This is a genomic window from Hyphomonas oceanitis, from assembly GCF_036964545.1.
Taxonomy (GTDB): domain Bacteria; phylum Pseudomonadota; class Alphaproteobacteria; order Caulobacterales; family Hyphomonadaceae; genus Hyphomonas; species Hyphomonas oceanitis.
This window is the reverse complement of the sequence record NZ_JBALTL010000005.1, coordinates 336,811-358,694: the sequence shown is the minus strand read 5'-3', so window position 1 is coordinate 358,694 and position 21,884 is coordinate 336,811. Positions and strand designations below refer to the sequence as shown.

General features: G+C 60.1%; 15 protein-coding genes. 11 read left to right on the top strand and 4 right to left on the bottom strand.

Annotated elements, in window-relative coordinates; translation table 11 throughout:
* Both V7651_RS15385 and V7651_RS15380 read right to left on the bottom strand, forming a co-directional pair.
* The gene (locus tag V7651_RS15385; protein WP_335613674.1) at window positions 1-1,920 is read right to left on the bottom strand and encodes a DUF3604 domain-containing protein; all 1,920 of its coding nucleotides are present in this window, start codon (window positions 1,918-1,920) and stop codon (window positions 1-3) included.
* An 88-nt stretch (window positions 1,921-2,008) separates the two neighbouring features.
* Window positions 2,009-2,515, bottom strand: a complete 507-nt coding sequence (locus tag V7651_RS15380; protein WP_335613673.1) for a hypothetical protein — start codon at window positions 2,513-2,515, stop codon at window positions 2,009-2,011.
* A gap of 112 nt (window positions 2,516-2,627) precedes the next feature.
* On the opposite strand from V7651_RS15380, the gene V7651_RS15375 reads away from it, so the two are divergent.
* The 3 genes from V7651_RS15375 (at window position 2,628) to V7651_RS15365 (ending at window position 8,544) form a co-directional block, all read left to right on the top strand.
* A complete protein-coding gene (locus V7651_RS15375) occupies window positions 2,628-4,253 on the top strand; it encodes a peptide ABC transporter substrate-binding protein (protein ID WP_335613672.1) in 1,626 nt (541 codons plus the stop codon).
* 24 nt (window positions 4,254-4,277) lie between these two features.
* Window positions 4,278-5,351 (top strand): DUF3667 domain-containing protein, encoded by a 1,074-nt coding sequence (locus V7651_RS15370; protein WP_335613671.1) that lies wholly within the window; start codon window positions 4,278-4,280, stop codon window positions 5,349-5,351.
* 181 nt (window positions 5,352-5,532) lie between these two features.
* On the top strand, window positions 5,533-8,544 hold the full coding sequence (locus V7651_RS15365; protein ID WP_335613670.1) for a TonB-dependent receptor plug domain-containing protein: 3,012 nt from the start codon (window positions 5,533-5,535) through the stop codon (window positions 8,542-8,544).
* Between the two features lie 215 nt (window positions 8,545-8,759).
* On the opposite strand, the gene V7651_RS15360 is transcribed toward V7651_RS15365, so the two are convergent.
* Both V7651_RS15360 and V7651_RS15355 read right to left on the bottom strand, forming a co-directional pair.
* Window positions 8,760-9,650, bottom strand: a complete 891-nt coding sequence (locus V7651_RS15360) for a class I SAM-dependent methyltransferase (RefSeq protein ID WP_335613669.1) — start codon at window positions 9,648-9,650, stop codon at window positions 8,760-8,762.
* Window positions 9,647-10,459, bottom strand: coding sequence for a TrmH family RNA methyltransferase (locus tag V7651_RS15355; RefSeq protein ID WP_035540187.1), 813 nt, complete (start codon window positions 10,457-10,459; stop codon window positions 9,647-9,649). Before V7651_RS15355 ends, V7651_RS15360 begins: the two co-directional genes overlap by 4 nt.
* Window positions 10,460-10,556: 97 nt before the next feature.
* Between V7651_RS15355 and V7651_RS15350 the strand changes: the two genes are divergently transcribed.
* The 8 genes from V7651_RS15350 (at window position 10,557) to rpoB (ending at window position 21,772) form a co-directional block, all read left to right on the top strand.
* Window positions 10,557-12,002 carry an OmpA family protein gene (locus tag V7651_RS15350; RefSeq protein ID WP_335613668.1) on the top strand — a complete coding sequence of 482 codons (1,446 nt, stop codon included), beginning with the start codon at window positions 10,557-10,559 and terminating at the stop codon, window positions 12,000-12,002.
* Entirely contained in the window at window positions 12,002-13,816 is a 1,815-nt protein-coding gene (locus V7651_RS15345; protein ID WP_335613667.1) for a hypothetical protein, read from the top strand. The genes V7651_RS15350 and V7651_RS15345 overlap by 1 nt, the downstream gene beginning before the upstream one ends.
* A gap of 121 nt (window positions 13,817-13,937) precedes the next feature.
* Window positions 13,938-14,789, top strand: coding sequence for a M48 family metallopeptidase (locus V7651_RS15340; protein WP_335613666.1), 852 nt, complete (start codon window positions 13,938-13,940; stop codon window positions 14,787-14,789).
* 201 nt (window positions 14,790-14,990) lie between these two features.
* Window positions 14,991-15,437 (top strand): 50S ribosomal protein L11, encoded by a 447-nt coding sequence (gene rplK / locus V7651_RS15335; RefSeq protein WP_034740641.1) that lies wholly within the window; start codon window positions 14,991-14,993, stop codon window positions 15,435-15,437.
* A 5-nt stretch (window positions 15,438-15,442) separates the two neighbouring features.
* Window positions 15,443-16,135 (top strand): 50S ribosomal protein L1, encoded by a 693-nt coding sequence (gene rplA / locus V7651_RS15330; protein WP_035540193.1) that lies wholly within the window; start codon window positions 15,443-15,445, stop codon window positions 16,133-16,135.
* A 394-nt stretch (window positions 16,136-16,529) separates the two neighbouring features.
* On the top strand, window positions 16,530-17,045 hold the full coding sequence (gene rplJ, locus V7651_RS15325) for a 50S ribosomal protein L10 (RefSeq protein WP_035540195.1): 516 nt from the start codon (window positions 16,530-16,532) through the stop codon (window positions 17,043-17,045).
* 58 nt (window positions 17,046-17,103) lie between these two features.
* Window positions 17,104-17,481, top strand: coding sequence for a 50S ribosomal protein L7/L12 (rplL, locus tag V7651_RS15320; protein WP_035540198.1), 378 nt, complete (start codon window positions 17,104-17,106; stop codon window positions 17,479-17,481).
* Window positions 17,482-17,635: 154 nt separating this feature from the next.
* Window positions 17,636-21,772, top strand: coding sequence for a DNA-directed RNA polymerase subunit beta (gene rpoB, locus V7651_RS15315; RefSeq protein ID WP_335613665.1), 4,137 nt, complete (start codon window positions 17,636-17,638; stop codon window positions 21,770-21,772).
* The last annotated feature ends 112 nt before the right edge of the window (window positions 21,773-21,884 follow it).

Genomic DNA, 21,884 nt, shown 5'->3' with positions numbered 1-21,884 from the left:
TTACTCGCCCGAATAGCCCGCATACCAGATCGGTGACGACCAGGCGCGCTCCTGCAGCATTTTCGGCAATTCCGGATTAGGCGGCGTGCCTGCGCGCTCCGCATCCCAGGTTGACCAGCGACAGGTCGGGTTTTCCAGCACACGCACATAATAGGCCGCTTCGAGGTCCGGCGCGAAATCCGGGTCCTGCCAGTAGGCTTTCAGTTCGCTGGTGCCGCTGCCGGGCTCTGTGCTGCAATCGGAAATGTCGACGCTGGCGCCATTGTCCGGGCAGCGATGGGTTGTCGCATCCGGAACGGCGCCGCCGGAACAGGCGACATCGTGAACGGCCTCATGCGTTTTTCCGCCATCGGACCAGACTTTCACGACCTGCGCCCGTTGCAGCGGCGCGCTCAGCGGATCGCGGATCGCCCAGACAAGGAAGCCCGGTGCAGCATCGCCGCTGACCTTCTCAAGCTGGCCGCCCATCGGCACGCCGTCCGCATAGGCTGTTTCAAGCAGCGCAGCCGAGCCCAGCATTTCGGACGCGTAATCCATGCCGGCAAAGAAGCGCACTTTCATGCGCGGGCCGGATGTGCCGAAGGTTTCCTTGCGCCGCATGGCGTCGAAAATGGCCTCGCGCGTGTTGGACTCGGCCCAGACACCGGCCAAGCCGCTGGAGCTGAACTGCGTCGCGGTGATCTGCCGTCTGGTGCTCGGGTCTTCGGCGCCCTCCCATGTCGTGGCGCCGTTTGGCGGAACGGATCGGCGGGCTTCGGGGCTGGCACCGTCCTGGGGTGTCTTGCCCCAATGGAATTCCTCGACCAGCGAGGCCGCCGCAACATGCGTGTCGCTGGAGCTGATGAGGCCGAACTTGAAGGGGTTGAAGCCCTCGGTTTCCTGCAACGCCAGACCGGCCTTGTAGGCGGGGCGAACAAAGTCGCCCTCACTGGGCGTCGACTTGACCGTGCTGCCGATGAAATATTCGTACTGTTCGAAATCGGCCCATTCATCATTGGGCGACAGGGTGGGGGCGGTTTCCGACGTGCCCTTGACCTGTGACACTTCCACAAGTGGCTCGTTGCGCATGCGGGTCGTGGCATAGCCAGCCGTCAGGGGCTCGCCCTTGTATGTCTGCAGGGCGAACATCTGGCCGTTCGAGGCATTCGAATTATGTGGGATCGCAAGCACATCCCGGCCGTCTGCGCGCTCGGTCTCCATCCAGGCCCAAAGATCTTCCGGATTGGTGGAATCGAGCGTCGAGAACAGGCGCGCGGGCGCCTCGCCACGGAAGATGACATTGCGGTGCAGGTTCGCAGCTGCTGCCGGGCCATCGCCGGGAACCGGCAGCATGGAGGTGAACTCATAGCCCGAAAATGCGGTGAACCTGCCCGGCTCATTGTTGCTTTCAGCCGAGGCGATCGTCGCGGCCCAGACGGAATCGATTAGGTCGCGGTCATAGATTTCCTCAATCTCCTGTCCTGTCACCACGGTCATCCCGACGCGCAGGAAGGACGTGCCGGGATCGGTGGCGTCCGGGCCGAACACCGATTGCGCCAGGGCTGTCTGCGAGAGGGGGGACGAGGCCGTGTCCATCGCAGGGACCACGCCGAGATATTCGCCATGGTCCGTGACAGCGAGGAAGTCGAGCGGCGGGCCGGCGAGCTTGATGTCATAACCCGCCGGATGCCGGATCGCTTCGCCCTTGGCGAAGCGGTAGGCATCATCGGGCGTCGCCCTTACGCCGAAGATATAGGCGTCGAAGGAATTGCTGGTATGGACATGGACGTCGCCGAAATAGGCATTCCGTGTCGGGTTGGCGTCGACCGTGGCGGTGTCCGGGGGCGGCGGGGCCGCCTCAAGATCCGTCGTGATCTGCGTGCTGGGCGCGCATGCGGCCAAGGCGAGGGCGGGCAGGGCCCATCCCGTAAATCTGCTCATGTTGTTTCCTCCCGTGTACCTTTTGTCGGTACTTGCGGGAGAGAGTGACGAATGGACCCTCGCTTGCCAAGGGAAAATCGAGGCGGCGCTATTGTTCCCGGCGAACCCGGAAGGCCATGCCGCCATCGATCTTCATCTTGTAGCTGCCAAGGGCGGCCGCATAAATACGGGCTTCGGAAGGATTTTTGGCGCGAATCCGCATGCCGTCATTCTGCACCCAGACCTGTCCGCCTTCGAGCGTGATACGCAACTTCCCTGCAGCGTCGCGGCTGACCGATTTCACGGCAAGGGTCACTTCGTCGAATTTTTCCTGCGAGCCGTCGTCATTCTTGAACCCCAAAGAGCGCAGGGACGGCATGGAGAATCCGAAGGTTTCGCGCTTGGCTTGCTCGACTTCGGCACGGGTGACCGTGGTCACTTCGCCAGCGTCTTCAGCAGCTTTGAGGCGTCCGACGGCGGCGTCATAGCAGGCCAGGCGCTCGTCATTGCCGGTGATTTCGGCGCAGGCATAAACGTCCCCGGTTGAGGCATTTTCTGCAATGGCAGGCAGCGAAACAAGGCAGATCGCGGCAATCGCGCTCAGGAATCGGGTCATTTCGGGGCGTCCTCCATAATCGTTTTACGACGCAGGCTTCCCAAAGCTGCATCAGTCTGGCAGCAGTGTGGCAAATCTGGCGAGAGCCGGGAAGCCACCGGAGACAGGAAACATGTTGCTGAAATCCCTGATGAGTTCGACCCTCGCCGCTGCTTTGGCGCTCACACTGGCCGCTTGTGGCGGTGGTGGCAGCACAGCGGCCGACGATGTGCCGACCCTGCGCAGGGGTATTTCAGCCAAGGTCGACACGCTCGATCCACACAAGTCATCGGCCCAATGGGAGAATATTGTCATTGGCGACATGATGATCGGCCTGATGACTCATGGCCAGGACGGCAAGCCGGTGAATGGCATGGCCGAAAGCTATGAAACCACCGACGATGGTCTGGTCTGGACCTTCCATCTGGGGGATTATGTGTGGTCGGACGGTGAGCCGGTGACGGCGGGTGACTTCGTTTATGCCCTGCGCCGCATCCAGAACCCGACGATCGCGTCGCAGTATGCGTCGCTGCTTTACGTCATCAAGAATGCCGCCAAGGTGAATTCAGGGGAGATGGCGCCGGAAGAGCTTGGCGTGCGGGCCATTGATGACAAGACGCTTGAGGTCACGCTCGACTATCCCGCGCCCTATTTGCCGGGCCTCCTGACCCATTACACGACCTATCCGGTACCTCAGCACGTCGTGGAGCAATATGGTGACGCGTGGATTCAGCCGGGCAACATCGTCACCAATGGCCCTTACAAGCTGGTCTACTGGCGCACCGGCGACCAGCTCGTGTCGGAAAAGAACCCGACGGGCTTCGGCGCCGCGGATGTCTGTTTCGATCGTATTGTGTATTACGAACTCGAGGATCAGACGGCCGTCGAGAACAAGATTGAAGCCGGCGAGCTGGACATCAACAATGCATTCGATGGAGCGCGCAAGGCCGAGCTGGAACAGAAGTTTCCCGGCTGGCCGCATACTTCACCGTCCCTGATCACGACCTATTGGTCATTCAATTCCACCCAGCCGCCGTTCGACGATATCCGCGTTCGTAAGGCCCTTGCCATGGCGCTGGACCGGGAATTCATCACCCGCAACGTACTTACTTCCGGCTATGTGCCCGCCTATTCCATGGTCCCTCCGGGCATCGACAATTACGATGTCGTGCGCCCGACCGTTGAGTGGAAGGACATGCCCCGCGCAGACCGCCTGGCCGAAGCCCGGCGCCTGCTGGACGAAGCGGGCTATGGCCCGAACAAGCCTTTCCGCTTTGAATTCATTCACCGCTCGACCGACGACAACCCCAAGGCCGCCCCGGTCGCGCAGCAGAACTGGGCCGAAATTGCCCCATGGGTTGATCCGGTCATCATCAAGCAGGACACGAAAGTGCTGTATGCCCGCCTGCGCCAGTCCGACTTCCAGGTCGCGGACGGCGCCTGGGTGGCGGATTATGACGACCCGCTGAACTTCCTCTATTTGCTGGAATCCAATACCGGCCAGCAGAACTATGGCCGCTACAAGAACCCGGAATATGACGCGCTTCTGGCCAAGTCCAATGCTGAGATGGACCTGAAGAAACGGGCCGAAACCTTTGCCGAGGCCGAACAGCTGATGCTGAACGACTATCCGATTACGCCGATGTGGTTCCAGGTGACCAAGAATCTCGTCGATCCCACCCTGACGGGCTGGACCGACAATGCAGTGGATCAGCACCGTTCGCGCTACATCTGCCGGGAGGGCATGAAGGCAGAATAGGCCTCAGCGTCGCGGGAGGGCGGCATGGAGCATGACATCGAAGCAGCGGGGGCTGCCTCCCTTGGCGGCCTGTCCAAGGGAACTCATCACCCGGTGAATTCCGGCAAGCCGTGCGAGAATTGCGGCGCGGTGGTGCCGGACCGCTTCTGCTCGGCCTGCGGCCAGCTGGCCTCCAGCTTCCACCGGCCGCTTTGGCAGCTGGTCAGCGAGAGCATCGCCGACATGTTCGCGCTGGATGGGCGGCTTTTGCGGTCGCTTCCCCTGCTGATGTTCAGGCCGGGGCGGATGACGCGCAACTATCTTGACGGCAAGCGGGCGCGCTATGTGCCGCCGTTCCGCATGTTCCTGCTGGCATCGGTGATCTTCTTCCTGACGATCTTCACGATGAACGATACGCAGCGCTGGTTCGAGGGCTGGACATTCGACCCGTACAGCAAGAGCGGCATGGACTTCTCCCCCAGCGCAATTGACGCGGCCCTGGACGCGCCGCCGGCTGGCGCGCCTGCGGGTCCCGAAACGCCACCAGCGGATGACGTCGTTGCGGACAGCGTGCGGTTTGCCGACATCATGCAGCCGGACGGCACGATCGACCGGGCCAAGTTGCACGAAATGGTCAAGCAGCAGGCAAGTCCGGGGACGACAGATGCGGAGCTCAGGACCAGTTTTCTCGCTGCCGACAAGGCCGCAACCGTTTACGAGAACCAGGACCGTTTCGGCGTTAGGTTGCGGCAATGGGCGCCGCGCTTCAGTCTTCTCTTCCTGCCGGTTTTCGCGCTACTGTTGACACTGATGTACGCATGGTGGCGCAAGTTCTATGTATTTGACCACCTTGTCGCCAGCCTGCACTTCCAGACGTTCCTGTATATTCTGGGGACACTTGTGCTGCTCTTTACGGCCATTTTCCCCCATTTGGCCTATGCGGCGCCCGGAGCGGCTCTTCTGGCAGTTTTTGTTTATATTTACAGGATGTTAAGGGTAATTTACGGCTCTGGTCTTGTCGCGTCCCTGCTCGGCGCTACCATCCTCCTGATTTTCAGCATGATATTGCTCGTCAGCCTTGCTGTCGGCCTAGTCATTCTCAGCTTCGTGCTCACCTGAGGCAGGAAATACCCTCAACTGAGGCAAATAAACCACACCCTGAATCTAATAATGACGGAAAGGTAACGGCGCGTTGACGGCTACGTGACGAAAGCCCTATCGATACTGCCAAGTTCCGGAATCAGGGGTCCGGAACGCGCCTTGTGAGGAGGCGCCATTTTCAATCATTGGAGGTACCAACGTGAACGGGAATACTATTAAGTCCCGCCTGCTTGCCTCGTCCGTATTCGCGGGCGTTGCATTCATGGCATCGGCGAGCATACTCGCCACCGCACAAGAAGCAGATCCGGCAGTCGATACCGTCGCAGCGCCAGCCGCTGAAGACACCACTGCCCGTCAGGCAACTGTCTATGTCACCGGCACGCGCATCCAGAGCCCGGGCGTCGTTTCGTCCAGCCCGATCGCGACGGTTGGCCGTGCAGAGCTTGAAGTTGCTCAGACTGTTGAAGTCGAGCGTCTCTTCAAAGACCTGCCGATCACTGTCCCAGGCGACGGTCAGAACACAAACAACGGTACGGCCGGTGCAACCACCGTCAACCTGCGCGCCCTCGGCACGCAGCGCAGCCTGATCCTTGTTGACGGCAAGCGCATGACCCCGTTCGACGTGAACGGCCAGGTCGACGTTTCCGCCATCCCGGTGAACATGCTTGAGCGCGTTGACGTCGTCACCGGCGGTGCTTCCGCTGTTTACGGTTCGGACGCCATGGCTGGCGCGATCAACTTCATCACCCGTCAGGACTTTGCTGGCGTTGAAGTCGACTCCAAGTACACCGTCACCGAAGAAGGCGACGGCCAGATCTATGACATCGCAACGCTCTTCGGCGCCAACTTTGACGGCGGCCGCGGTAACGTGACGGTTTCGATGGGTCACACCGATCGTAAAGCTGTTCTGCTCGGCGACCGTGAACTCGGTCTCTTTGGCATCGCGACGGCCAATGGCCCGAACGAAGGCGGCGCACCTGCTTCGCCAGAAGCTAACTGCGACAACCCGGACACCACGGCGTTCGAATCGGGTGTTGGTTCGACCACAACGATCCCGACGACACTCGACCTGACCGGTGGTTCGCTGCAAATCCGCAACGACGGCACAGTTGGCCCACGTTGCTCGCGCTTCAACTTCAACCCGTTCAACTATTACCAGACGCCACAGCAGCGCTACAACGCGTTCACGACGGCACGGTATGACATCACGGACAACATCGAGGCCTATGCACGTGCATCGTTCTCGTCGATCAACGTGACGCAACAGGTTGCGCCATCGGGCGTGTTCGGTAACGTCTTCGAAGTTCCGTTGCAGAACCCGTTCCTGTCTGACTCGGCTCGCACCGCGATCCTCGGCCAGATCAACACGTTCCTCGCTGACAACCCAGCTGTTGGTTTTGCTGACGTCGGCGTGAACGACCTCAACGACAACGGCATCTTCGACGATCAGGACTCCATCTCGACTCCTATCCGTCGTCGTACGACCGAGCTTGGTGCACGTTCGACTGCCTATGACAGCAACACGTTCCAGATCCTCACGGGTATCCGTGGCGATCTCGACAATGGCTGGAACTATGACATCTCGTTCTCGCACGGCGAATCCGACCGTACGAACGTGAATGCCGGCTATACCAACGTTGCAAACATCGCGACGGCCCTGAACACAATCAGCGCCGACACATGTACAACACCTGGTGGTTCGACGACCGACGGCTGTGTGCCGCTCGATCTCTTCTCGACCGGTTTTGGTTCGATCACACCAGCCATGGCTGGCTACTCGAGCGCAACGGCCATCGAAAAGCGCAACTACACGCAGAACATTGCTTCCGCCTCGATCTCGGGTCCGGTTGAAATGCTGACGTCGCCTTTCGCTGATAGCCCGCTTCAGTTCGCACTTGGCACAGAGTACCGTGAAGAAAGCGGCTCGACCACGCCTGACGAATGCTTGAAACTGGCTCCAACAAGCTGCCTCGGCGGCGCCGGTGGTAACCTGCTTCCTGTTTCGTCGTCCTTCGACGTGATCGAACTCTTTGCTGAAACGATCGTGCCACTGATCAGCGGCAAGCAGTTTGCACAAGACGTGAGCCTCGAGCTCGGTGGCCGTATCTCCGACTACTCGTCGGTTGGCCAGAACGAAACCTGGAAGGCCGGTGTGAACTGGGCTCTGACAGACTCGTTCCGCGTTCGTGTCATGCAACAGAAAGCTGTTCGTGCTCCAAACATCGGTGAGCTTGGTTCGCCAATCACCACCGGTCTCGGCGATGCGTCCTTCGACCCATGCTCCGATGGCAACCCTAATCCAATCAGTGCCGAGCTTGCTGCACGCTGCGTCGCGACAGGTGTGAACCCTGCGCTCGTGGGTGTCGTTGGTGACATTGTGTCGGGCCAGATCAACCAGTTCCAAGGTTCGGATCCAGCCGCTCTGCCTGACGCAGAAACAGCTGATACGTTCACAGCTGGTTTCGTGTATCAGCCAGCTTTCAACATGGGTCCGCTTCAGGGCACCACGATCTCGCTTGACTACTACGACATCGAAATCTCCGACTACATCGGTTCATTCTCTCCACAGGAAGTTCTGGACCAGTGCTATATCGCCGGAGATCTCAACGAGTGTGCCAAGATCAACCGTATCGGTGGCTCGCTTGCAACGGCCGGTTCGGGCGTTGACACTTACACGACCAACCTGGACTATATCCGTACCGAAGGTGTCGACCTCGTCGCATCGACCGGTATGGACTTCGACCAGTACGGCGCGCTTAACTTCTCGTTCTACGGTAGCTTCCTGATGACTCAGGAAAGCCTGTCTTCGTCGGCTTCGCCAGCGATCGACTGCCTCGGCAAGTACGGTAACGACTGCTACCCGACCCCTGAATTCCGCTTCCAACAGCGCACCAGCTGGAGCATGGGCCCTGCAAGCCTCTCGCTCAACTGGCGTCACCTCGGCGAAGTCGAAATTCAGGACACCCAGAAAGCGGCAACGTTTGATGGCTTCGAGAAAATCAAGGCCCAGGACTACTTCGATCTGACCGGCAGCTACCAGGTTAACGACATGGTTGGCCTCACCGTTGGTGTCCGCAACCTGTTCGAAGAAGATCTGCCAGTCGTTGGTAACGAAGCTGGTTCGACGGATGCGAACTCGGGCAACACGTTCCCAAGCACGTACGACGTCTTCGGCCGTACCTACACGATCGGCCTGAAAGCCACGTTCTAGGTTTTCTGACCTAACCAAAATCGGAAACGGCGGTCCTTCGGGGCCGCCGTTTTCTTTTGGGCGAATGTCAGGTCTGGGGAGGGTTGGCTGTGACTTGCTAGCCGACAGCCGCAGGCTGTTCGGGCAGGTCCGTATGGTCTTCGGGGTGTTTTCGGGCTTTATCCGGGCATCTGTCCGGGGGGCGCAGCTGATGGAAAAGGCAGGGCCTTTCCTGCCTAGCTGGTGCGCCAGCGGGCGTAGAGCGCGGTCGGCAGAAGGCGGCTGGAGCCCTGCTGCGGCAGGGCCATTTCCCCCTGTTCCATGATGCCGCCAAAGGAGGCAAGCCGGTCGCCCAGCGTCTGCGACAGGGCGAGATATGAGAGGCGCACCGCATAGGCCGTTGCAATCACGAAGAGTGGCTTCTCGACCAGCAATTCCTTTATATTATCAAGCAGTTCGGGCAGGTCCTGCTCGAAACGCCAGGTCTCGTTCTTGGGGCCGCGGCCGAATTTCGGCGGGTCGAGAACGATGGCATCATAGCGGTTCTCGCGGCGGATTTCGCGAGCGACGAACTTCATCGCGTCATCGGCGATCCAGCGGATCGTGCGGTCCGACAGGCCGCTCAGCGCCTGATTGTCCTTGCCATAGCCATTCGATTTGGGACTCGCATCGAGATGCGTCACCTCGGCGCCAGCAGCAGCGCAGGCGAGGGACATCATCCCGGTATATCCGAATAAATTCAACACTTTGACTGGCCGTTTGGCGGCGCGGATCTGCTCCTGCGCGAAGCGCCAGTGGACTGAATGTTCCTGGAAAACGCCCATGTGGCGGAAGGCGGTGCGGCGGGCGGTGAAGGTCAGCCCGTTCCAGCGCATCGGCCAGTCTTCGGCCGCGCGGGGCGACAGGGTTTCCCAGTTGCCGCCGCCATCTTCGTCGTCGTTCTTGCTGAGAAAGGCGGCGTCCGCTTTCCATGTGTCCACCGGGCGCGCGGGCTCCCAGAAGGCCTGCGGGTCGGGCCGGATGACGGTCTGGCTGCCAAAGCGTTCCAGCTTTTTCAGGTGGCCGCTGTCGAGCAGGGCATAGTCGTCCCAGTCGTCGGCGATGAGGAGTTTGGTCTCGGTTTTCATGTGAAATCCCTCTGCCGCCAGGCCTCATAGGTCATGATGGCGGTGGCCTGTGCCAGGTTCAGGCTGTCCGCCCCGCCGCGCATCGGGATGAGGGCGAGCGTATCGCACTGCGCCTCAATCGCTTCCGGCAGCCCGGCCTGTTCATTGCCCATGATGATGACTGACCGCGCCCCAAAAGGCGCCTTGTCATGCCGCGCTGTGCCGTTCACCGAAGCAGCGGTTAGCGACAAGCCCTGCGCCTGGCGCCAGCTGTTGAACGCGTCGAACGAGGCGTTCGCAAATGGCATGTCGAAGATCGACCCCATCGAGGCGCGGACTGTTTCGAAACTGTAGGGATCACAGCAGGTTTCGAGCAGAACAACCCCGCTCGCCCCGGCGCAGTCGGCGGTGCGCAGGATGGTGCCCAGATTGCCCGGATCGCGTACTTCGTAGAGGGCGATCCAGATGCCGTCGCCGGTCTTGGTCAGGGCATCCAGCGGTCGGTGCTGCTGGTGGAAGGAGGCGATCACGCTCTGCGCATTGTCTTTGTGGGTCACCTTCGACATCAGCCGCTCAGGCGCCAGAACCACGCGCGCGCCGGCCGCGCTGGCGCGTTTGGCAAGGGCTGCCAGGTGTGGCCGCTCTGCCATGGTCGCCGTGATAACGAGCGTTTCTGCCTTCCAGCCTTGCTCCAGCCCCTGTTCGACGAGACGTGCGCCCTCGGCCAGGAACAGGCCCGTTTCGCTACGGCCCTTTTTTCTTTCCAGACTTTTCAATGACTTGATAAGCGGATTGGACGGGCTCGTAATGGTCTCGATAGGGTGGTTCATGGGGCGTCAGGCCTGCAGCGAAAGTCTTGCGATTAGGGGGTGAATAGGGCATCCCTGAAGGAAGGGAAGTGACTTCAGGGAGTAAGGCGGGGTCCCAATGAGGCTACTCGATCACCTGTTTGCACTTGTGTCTCTCGCCGGTCTCGTGGCGATGGGTTGGTGGGGCGTTTATCAGTCACCGCAGAATGCTGCAAATCTGCAGATGGAACTTCAGCAGAAAACCTCAGCTGCCCTCAAGGCCGCCGGTCATGACTGGGCCCTTGTCACCATGGATGGCCAGCACGCTGTCCTGTCGGGCAAGGCACCCTCAACCGATGCCGTACGCGATGCCGCACTCACCATTCTCACGGCCGCCGGCCCGGGCGGCCTGATCTTTGGCGGCGTCACGCAGGTCGAGAGTGTCGCCGATGACGCGCCGCCGGTTTCGCCCTTTGTATGGCATGTAGAGAAGACACCTGAGGGCGCGCTGGTCCTGTCGGGCCACGTGCCCTCGCGCGCGATCCGGAAGACCCTGCTCGCCGAGGCGCAAGCCGTTGCCGCCGGGGCGCCGGTGGAAGACCATATGCAGCTTGCTTCCGGCGCGCCTGTGGGCAATTGGCAGGGCATTGCGCGCCTCGGCCTGCAACAGCTGGCCAGCCTGGATTCAGGCGATGTAACGCTTGAGGATACGCGCCTGCGCGTGAATGGCGTGGCGAGTGACAAGGCCGTACGTGAGGCCGTTAAGACGGAAGTTGCCAATATTGCCGCGCCCTTCCAGGGGCAGCCTCTGGTGCGCGGGGCCTCGCTCTGGCTGGCGCGGGTGTCGGATGAAGGCCTGCTGTTGAAGGGCAATGTGTCCAGCGAATCCGAGCGCCGGGAAATCCTGACGCTGGCCAAGAAGCACTACCAGGGCAAAATGGTGGACGAGATGGCCATTGCCGACCAGGTGTATAATGGCTGGATGGAAGGCGTACGGCGGGGGCTGCCGCAGTTCGTGCAATTCCAGAGCGGAGAAATGGATTTCGACCCGGATGGGGCGGGCTTCCTGATCCTGGGGCAGGCGCGGCCCAGCACGCTGGCCTACCTGAAACAGGACGTGGCGAGCCTGACCGCCCCTTATGGGGCAGAGATCAGAGCTGTCAGTCGTCTGCCAGCCCCTCCTGATGTCACGCCTGCTGCGACACCTGTCGAGACATGCCAGCGCCTCGTGGACGCCGCTGTGGCTTCCGGGGATATAAGCTTTGCAGAGGGCGCCGCTGAGCCGCAGCGAACAAGTGGGCCCGTTCTCGATGCCTTGGCGGCTTCTTTTTCGGCCTGCGACCCCGCGCTCGGATTCAGCATCAATGGCCGTTCGGAGGCCGGAAACCCCAAACCTGCAGATGTTGCATTGGGCAGGGCACGCGCGGGGGCGCTGGTGGCCTTTCTTGAGGCAACCGGGGTGGATGCGGGGCGTTTGTCTGCGATTGGCTATGGCCCCAGCGCTGCGGAGCAGGCTATTGATTCAGCTGACGCCGGGGCAGACAGCCGGACAATCGAGATCACAGTACTGGAACGGAGCGAATAATGGCCTGGCTTCTGACGCACATGTGGATAGCGCTTGCAGGCGTCGGCCTGTTCAGCCTGCTTTTTGGTTGGTCAATGCGTGGCATCCTGCTTGTCGGCAAGTTGCGGACGGCCCGTGTGGACCGCGATATCGCCCGGACCGAACTGGATCAGGCCAAGGCCGAAATCGAAGGCCTCTATGCGGCCCAGCGCAACACAGTGCCCGGCAGCGTCTCGCCAGCAACTGCGGCAGATCCCACGCTGCGGGCCGAGCTGAACGTGCGCGAGAAGCGGCTGTCGGAGCTGTCCGCCGAGCTGTCACGGTCCAAGGCGGAGCTGCAAGCCCTGAAATCCGGCGCCGGACGTAGCGCTGCGCCTGTCGCCCCGAAAATGGCCAGCGACCAGACCGAACCAAGCCTGCTGTGGCGCAACCGGCACCTTGAGAGCCGCGTGCAACATCTGGAGGCCGCGCTGCACGAGCAGGCCGCTGCACCGGCTCAGGCTGTCGCAGCGCCAGCCGCGGCTGCTGCTGTTTCGGCAGAGCCTGCTGTCGATCAGGCTGAAGTGGACAAGCTGAAATGGCAGGCTGACTTCTTCAAGCAGCGTGTCGAGACGCTGGAGGCAGAACTGGCAGCCCAGCCGGCGCCTGAGCCGGCAGCGGTTGCAGCGCCGATTGAAAGTGATGATGCGGGCGAGGAACTGGCCCGGCTGCGCTGGCGTAACCGCTTCCTTGAGGGGCGCCTCGCCTATTTCGAGGGTGATGCTGCCCCTGAGGACGCCGCCGCGCCGGACGTGGCCGAGCTGGTCGATCTTGAAGTTGAGACAGACGAGACGCCGGACGATGATGACGAGGTTATCTCTGCCACGGATGCCATCCTGCAGGAGCTGGAAGAGGCTGATGCAGCGGCAGATGCCGAGGAAGAGGGTGAATTCGACGAAGACGTTGATGAGCCTGAAGACGACATGGCGGACGAGATCGAAGACGAGCTTGAGGCCGAGGATGAAGCCGATGAGCTGGAAGATGAAGACCTCGAGGACGAGGCGCTAGAGGATGACGACGAAGACGAGGGTGATGAGGACGCGCTGGACGAGGACGAAGATTTCGAACTGGAAGATGACGCGGACATCGACGAGGAAGACGAGGACGAGGCGGAAGCGGACGAAGAGTCCGACGATGAAACCGAGGACGACGATGCCTATGACGAGGAATCCGATGAGGAGGACCTCGACGCGGAAGATGAGGACGATCTAGAGTCCGACGATGAGGCAGATGAAGACGTCCTGGAGGACGACGAGTCTGACGAAGATGAGTCAGAAGACGATGAATCTGACGAGGACGATGAGGACGACGAAGTCGAAGAGGATGATGTCGAAGACGACGATTCCGAAGAAGACGACGCGGACGAGTCTGATGACGAGGAAGACTTCGACGAAGACGATGTAGACATCGACGAAGAGGCGCTCGACGAGGCGGACGAGGATGACGACGGCGAGTATGATGAAGAATCAGACGATGATGCCGACGAAGAACTTGATGATGAAGACGGCGTGGACGATGAGGAGGCTGAGGCTGACGAGATCCCTGCAGAGCGCCCGATCGCCCTGCCTAAGGCCGTTGCGGACTCGCCTGACGACCTGACAATCATCGGCGGCATCGGTCCGAAAATCCAGGAAGTGCTGAATGAACTCGGCATCTTCCATTATGACCAGATCGCTGCGTGGACACCGGCCAATATGGCTTGGGTCGACAACCACCTGAATTTCTCGGGCCGGATTGCCCGTGAAGGCTGGGTGGAACAGGCCGCGATCCTGTCCGGCGACGTCGCCGAGGAATAGGCGCGCAATTCACGGTGCATTCATTCCGGATCTGGCAGGTGCGTCTTGGCGCTATTCTTGTGGCATTGCTTTTCAGCCCCCAGAGAGTAACCATGGCGCCAAAGGGTGAAGGAGTTTTTATATGGTCGAACGCATCGATTTTGACGGCGAAATTCTCGCGAATGCGCCGCGTATCAACATGTCCCGCCGGGCGATCATCTGCGGCATTGCCTCCGGTAGCGTGCTGCCTTTCGTAACCAGTTGCGCAACAAATCCGGCGACGGGTTCCAACCAGTTCATCTTTCTCGGCGAAGACCAGATCGCTGGTATGGCTGCAAGCGCATGGACCGACATGAAGGCGCAAGTGCCGGTGACAGCCAATTCCAGGCTTAAGAGCCGCGTTCTCAATGTGTGGAACCGTACAGTGCGCGGCGCAGGTCAGACCGGGTATGTCGACCCGAACGCCGATTGGGATGTCGCCGTGTTCGATACCGATGACGTCAACGCGTTCGTCATGCCAGGCAACCGGGTGGGCGTATATCGCGGCATTACCGAACTGACCGAGAATGATGATCAGCTGTCATCCGTTCTGGGCCATGAGACGGGGCACGTCGTGGGCCGCCATGCCGCCGAGCGCCTGTCGATCACGACGGCTGCGCAGGCCGGCCTGATGCTGGGCCAGATCGCCATCACGCAATCGGAAACGCTTAGTCAGTATGGCACGGCCATTGGCGCACTCGGTGGAGCGGCCATGCAGTTTGGTGTCGTATTGCCCTACAGCCGCCGGCACGAATCCGAGGCCGACCGACTGGGCGTCGATTACATGCACAATGCCGGCTATGACGTGAAACAGTCCGTGCGCCTGTGGGAACTCATGGCGGCCAACTCGGAAGGCCAGCGCCAGCCGGAATTCATGTCCACGCACCCGGATCCGCTCAATCGTGCGGCGGCGCTGAAGCAATATATCAATGCCAAGGGCTATGCGCTGATGTAGGCGGCGCCCCAAGGCGAGACGAAACAAGCCCGGATGGCCTACGCCGTCCGGGCTTTTCACATCCGGGCTGCTTGACCTGAAGGGGTGATTGGGCCATACGCCCGCTTCTGCGGAAGGCCCGCCAGCCGGACCGCGGACCCTCGATACCAATCGGGGCGGATCGAAAGACCACCGCCCCCTCGTAACAATTGTGAGGACACAATGGCTAAGAAACTGCTGGGGCAGATCAAGCTCCAGATTCCCGCAGGCAAGGCAAACCCTTCGCCGCCCGTCGGCCCAGCGCTCGGTCAGCGCGGCATCAACATCATGGAATTCTGCAAGGCGTTCAACGCCAAGACGCAGAGCATGGAAGAAGGCCTGCCTATCCCGGTCGTCATCCAGTATTACCAGGATAAATCATTCACCTTCGTCACGAAGACGCCACCTGCCACGGTGCTGCTGAAGAAGGCTGCTGGCCTGAAGCTCGGCAAGAAGCCAGCTTCCGGCTCGAAAAAGCCTGGCTTTGACACGGTCGGCAAGGTCACCATGAAGCAGATCCGCGAAATCGCGGAAGCCAAAATGGAAGACCTCAACGCAAACGATCTCGATGCAGCGTCCAAGATCATCGCAGGGTCCGCCCGCGCGATGGGCCTGACAGTGGTGGAGTAAGAACGATGGCGAAACCAGGAAAGCGCTCACGCGCAATCGCAGAAACGATTGACCGCGAAAAAGCCTACACAATCAGCGAGGCCGTCTCGGTGGTGAAGGGCAACGCGAAATCGAAATTCGACGAAACGATCGAGATTGCCGTCAATCTCGGCGTCGACCCCAAGTACGCTGACCAGATGGTCCGCGGCGTGGTTAACCTGCCAGCCGGCACGGGCAAGGACGTTCGCGTCGCCGTGTTCGCGAAAGATGCCAAGGCTGACGAAGCCAAGGCTGCCGGTGCTGACTTCGTTGGCGCAGAAGACCTGATGGAAAAAATCCAGGGTGGTTTCATGGACTTCGACCGCGTTATCGCGTCGCCGGACATGATGGCTATCGTCGGTCGTCTCGGTAAGGTCCTCGGCCCACGCGGCCTGATGCCTAACCCGAAAGTCGGCACGGTCACGCCAAACGTCGCACAGGCTGTCAAAGACGCCAAAAGCGGCTCGGTTGAATTCCGCGTTGAAAAAGCCGGTATCATCCACGCAGGCGTCGGCAAGGCCAGCTTTGCCGAAGCTGACATCGAAAAGAACGTCAAGGCGTTCCTCGATGCGCTCGTCAAGGCGCGCCCAAGCGGCGCAAAAGGCACGTTTGTTCGCAAAATCTCGCTGTCCTCGACGATGGGCGCGGGCATCATGATCGATACGGCCGAAACCAAATAGGCTCGCTTCGGCGGCTAATTTGCTCGAAAATCAGAAAAGCCCGGTGCCAAAAGGCGCCGGGCTTTTTCCTGTGATAGCACTTTTTCTGGATTCAGGGGGTTGCGGGCCTTTGGATAAAGCGTTAACAGACCTCTCTTGACGGGAGATCACCGATGTGCATCGGCGGCCTCCCGTTTTCCTGTCCTAGACCATAGGTCACGTTTTCGGACGCGGTAAAGGCTTTTTAGCCACCTATGCAGACGGGGTGAGGCGTTGAAACGGTTCGGAAAAACAGGATTTCCTGTTTTGCTTTACCGGGCAGGCCAATCCCTGGGCAGGCGCTGGAAGGCCCTTGGGCCGGAAGGCGATTACCAGGGCGGCCGGATGGTCCGGGCGCCTCTACTGGAGACCCGCTATGGATAAAGCTGGAAAAACAGTGGCCCTCGACGCGCTGAAAGGCGTGTTCGCTGAGTCCGGTGCTGTCATCGTGACGCACTATTCCGGAATGACCGTTGCGGAAATGTCAAAGCTGCGCGCCCTTCTTCGTAAGGATGGCGGTCAGCTTAAGGTGGTCAAGAACCGTCTGGCGAAAATTGCGCTCGACGGTCAAGGTGGCGACGATGCCCAAGCCCTGTTCCAGGGCCCTGTGGCAATTGCCTATGCTGCTGATCCGGTGTCCGCTGCGAAAGCAGCTGATGAATTCGCGAAAGACAACGCGAAGCTCATCATCATCGGCGGTGTCATGGGTGACGTGGTTCTGGATGCTGATGGCGTCCAGGCTCTCGCGAAGCTTCCGTCTCTCGACCAGCTCCGTGGCAAAATTGTTGGCCTTCTGCAGGCACCGGCAACGAAAGTTGCAGGCGTCATTCAGGCTCCGGCCAGCCAGCTTGCCCGTGTGGTGTCGGCATACGCGTCGAAAGACGCCGCCTAAGGCACCCGTTTTCGCAACATCTCAACACTAACAACCGAACCAAACAGGAAATCATACAATGGCAAATCTCGAAAAGATTGTCGAAGACCTCTCGGCCCTGACCGTTCTTGAGGCTGCAGAGCTCGCAAAGATGCTCGAAGAAAAATGGGGCGTTTCCGCCGCTGCGCCAGTGGCTGTTGCTGCTGCCGGTGGTGCTGCTCCAGCTGCCGCTGCTGAAGAGCAGACGGAATTCGACGTCGTTCTGACGTCGGCGGGCGACAAGAAAATCAACGTGATCAAGGTCGTCCGCGACGTTGTTCCTGCCCTCGGCCTGAAGGAAGCTAAAGACCTCGTCGAAGCTGCTCCTAAAGCCATCAAAGAAGGCGTCTCCAAAGCTGAAGCTGAAGAGATCAAGAAGAAGTTCGAAGACGTCGGCGCTACGATCGAAATCAAGTAGCGCTTGCTGCTTTAAAATCCGGACAGTGTTCGCGCGAGGCGCTGTTCTATCTAAAAGATGCGCGGCGGTCTCATTCAGAGGCCGCCGCGAACTCGCGTTCTGGTGATAAGGTCTGTGGCCATGTGGCCCGGACGGACAAAATTGGGATCCTGGGATGGCACTCTCCTTCACGGAAAAGAAACGTATCCGCAAGTCCTTCGGGCGCATTCCCGAAGCCATCGAAATGCCGAACCTGATCGAGGTTCAACGCGATTCTTACGAGAGCTTCCTTCAGATGCACACGCCGCGCGAGAAACGCACGGATGATGGTCTCGGAGGCGTTTTCAAGTCGGTATTCCCGATTACAGATTTTTCCGAGCGCGCGACGCTCGAATATGTGAACTACGAGTTCGAAACGCCGAAATTTGACGTTGAAGAGTGCATGCAGCGCGATCTGACCTATCAGGCGCCGCTCAAGGTACGTCTTCAGCTCGTCGTGTTCGACATTGACGAAGACACGGGCGCCCGCTCGGTCAAGGAAGTCAAAGAGCAGGAATGCTATCTCGGCGACATCCCGCTGATGACCGACAAGGGTACGTTCGTCGTGAACGGCACCGAGCGCGTGATCGTCTCGCAGATGCACCGTTCGCCTGGCGTGTTCTTTGACCACGACAAGGGCAAGACCCATACGTCCGGCAAGCTGTTGTTCGCGGCGCGCATCATTCCTTACCGCGGCTCGTGGCTCGACTTCGAGTTCGACGCGAAGGACGTGCTAAACATCCGTATCGACCGTAAGCGCAAGCTGCCGGCGACGACGATGCTTTACGCCCTCGGCTACGACACCGAGCAGATCCTCGACCTTTTCTACACGCACTCCATCTACCGGATGGACAAGCAGGGATGGGTCACCGGGTTCCGTTCGGAAGCCTGGAAAGGCCTCAAGCCCGAGTTCGACCTCATCGACGCCAAGTCGAAAAAGGCCATTGCCGAAGCTGGCAAGAAGATCACCGCGCTGAAAGCCAAGCGTATTGCTGAGGCCGGCACGGACGAGATCCTGGTGCCGTCTGAAGCCCTCGTTGGCAAATTCCTGGCACGCGATGTCGTGAACATGGAAACCGGCGAGATCTTCGGTGAAGCTGGCGACATGCTGGAAGAAGAAGTCATCGCCGAGATGCGCGAATACGGCATCAAGACGATCGAAGTCCTCGACATCGACGCGTCCGGCCGTGGCCCATGGCTGCGCAACACGCTGAAGGCTGACAAGAACGAAACCCGTTTCGAAGCCCTGTCGGACATCTATCGCGTCATGCGCCCAGGTGAGCCACCAACGCAGGAAGCCGCTGACGCCCTGTTCGGCCAGCTCTTCTTCGATCCAGAGCGCTATGACCTCTCGGCTGTTGGCCGGGTGAAGATGAACATGCGCCTCTCCGTGGCCGTCAAAGGCTACGAGTCGGCTGCTGACGACATGCGCGTGCTGCGCAATGACGACATCATCGGCGTCATGAAGGTCATTCTCGACCTGAAGGACGGCAAGGGCGAAGTCGACGACATCGATAACCTCGGCAACCGCCGGGTCCGCTCGGTCGGCGAGCTGATGGAAAACAACTACCGTATCGGTCTCGTGCGCATGGAGCGCGCGATCAAGGAACGTATGGGATCGGTCGATATCGACACGGTCATGCCGCACGACCTGATCAACGCGAAACCGGTTGTGGCGTCTGTGCGTGAATTCTTCGGCTCCTCTCAGCTGTCGCAGTTCATGGACCAGACCAACCCGCTGTCGGAAATCACCCACAAGCGCCGTCTTTCAGCGCTTGGCCCAGGTGGTCTGACACGCGAACGTGCCGGCTTTGAAGTCCGCGACGTGCACCCGACCCATTATGGCCGGATCTGCCCGATCGAGACGCCGGAAGGCCCGAACATCGGTCTGATCAACTCGCTCGCCACGCATGCGCGCATCAACAAGTACGGCTTCATCGAGAGCCCGTACCGCAAGGTTGTGAACGGCAAGCAGACTGACGAGGTCGTCTATCTGTCGGCCATGGAAGAGTCGATCTACTCAATCGCCCAGGCCAACGCCTCGGTGAATGAAAAGGGCGAGCTGCAGAACGAATTCGTCAACGCCCGTGTGGCTGGCGAAGCGACCATGGTTTCGAAGGACGACATCCAGTTCATGGACGTCTCGCCGAAACAGGTCGTATCGGTTGCTGCCTCGCTCATCCCATTCCTTGAAAATGACGACGCCAACCGCGCCCTCATGGGATCGAACATGCAACGCCAGGCGGTTCCGCTGGTCCAGTCCGAAGCGCCGTTCGTCGGCACGGGCATGGAATCCATTGTGGCCCGTGACAGCCGCGCCGCCATTATCGCCCGTCGGGCTGGTGTGGTCGAGCAGGTTGACGCGCTGCGTATCGTGGTTCGCGCCACTGAAGATCTCGAAGGCTCCAAGTCGGGCGTCGACATCTATCGTCTGGCCAAGTTCCGCCGCTCGAACCAGAACAGCTGCATCAACCAGCGTCCGATCGTTAAAGTGGGCGATACGGTCTCGAAGAATGACATCATCGCGGACGGTCCTTCGACCGATCTCGGTGAGCTGGCACTCGGCCGGAACGTGCTCGTCGCGTTCATGCCGTGGAATGGCTACAACTTCGAAGACTCGATCCTGATCTCCGAACGTATCGTGAAGGACGACGTCTTCACGTCGATCCACATCGAGGAATTCGAGATCGCGGCACGTGACACGAAGCTTGGCCCTGAAGAGATCACACGCGACATTCCGAACGTCGGCGAGGAAGCCCTGCGCAACCTCGACGAAGCCGGTATCGTGGCTGTGGGCGCTGAAGTGAAAGCTGGCGACATTCTCGTCGGTAAGGTCACGCCGAAGGGCGAAAGCCCGATGACGCCGGAAGAGAAACTCCTCCGCGCCATCTTCGGTGAGAAAGCGTCCGATGTGCGTGATACGTCGCTGCGTGTGCCTCCGGGCGACGCAGGCACGGTTGTCGATGTTCGCATCTTCAATCGTCACGGCATCGACAAGGACCAGCGCGCGCTTCAGATCGAACGCGAGCAGATCGAGCAGCTGCAGGAAGACAAGGAGGACGAGCAGTCCATCCTTGAGCGCAACACTTATGCGCGTCTTGCTGACCTACTGACCGGCAAGGAAGCCGTTGCGGGGCCGAAAGGCTTCAAGGCTGGCAAGATTGCGGCCGACGCACTTGAAGAGCTGAGCGAGAGCCAGTGGTGGGATATCGCCCTGAAGTCTGAAAAGGCCCAGTCCGATCTCGATGCCCTGCGCGCCCAGTTTGATGCCTCGATCCACGAGCTTGATGCCCGTTTCAACGACAAGGTCGACAAGGTCCAGCGCGGCGACGACCTGCCTCCGGGTGTGATGAAAGTCGTCAAAGTCTTCCTGGCCGTGAAGCGTAAGCTTCAGCCGGGTGACAAGATGGCCGGCCGTCACGGCAACAAGGGTGTCATCTCGAAGATCAACCCGAGCGAAGACATGCCGTTCCTCGAAGACGGTACGCCTGTCGACATCGTTCTGAACCCGCTCGGCGTGCCGTCGCGCATGAACGTTGGCCAGATCCTTGAGACCCACACAGGCTGGGCCTGCCGCGGTCTTGGCCGGATCATCGACCAGGCTCTGGAGGAGTTCCACCAGAAGCATGACATGGACGCACTTCGTAAAGCGGTTACCTACGCCTATGGCGAAGAGCAGGAGCTTCCTGAAACCGACGCTGAAATCGTCGAGCTGGCCGGTAACCTGCGCAACGGCGTTCCGATCGCCACGCCAGTGTTCGATGGTGCCCGCGAAAGCGACATCAACGACCTGCTGACACGTGCCGGTCTCGACACGTCAGGCCAGGTGAAAATGTTCGACGGTCGTACCGGCGTTCAGTTCTCGCGTCCTGTCACGGTCGGGTACAAGTACCTGCTCAAGCTTCACCACCTCGTGGACGAGAAAATCCACGCGCGTTCGACCGGTCCTTACTCGCTCGTTACCCAGCAGCCGCTGGGCGGCAAGGCGCAGTTCGGTGGCCAGCGCTTCGGGGAGATGGAAGTCTGGGCACTCGAAGCTTACGGCGCAGCCTACACGCTGCAGGAAATGCTGACTGTGAAGTCGGATGACACTGCAGGCCGTGCGAAGATCTACGAATCGATCGTCCGTGGCGACGATTCCTTCGAGGCTGGCATCCCGGAAAGCTTCAACGTGCTGATCAAGGAAATGCGCTCGCTTGGTCTCAACGTGGAGCTGATCGAAGAAGACAACGGCGAAATCGAGGACGAAGAGTCCACGGTTGCTGCCGAGTAGACAGTAAACGAAATATCGGGGTGCCCCGGGAAGCGACACGCGTTTCACGGGGCATCCCATTCGATACGAAATTTCATGAGGGCAGGGGCCCTTTCGCCCCGACAACATCGCC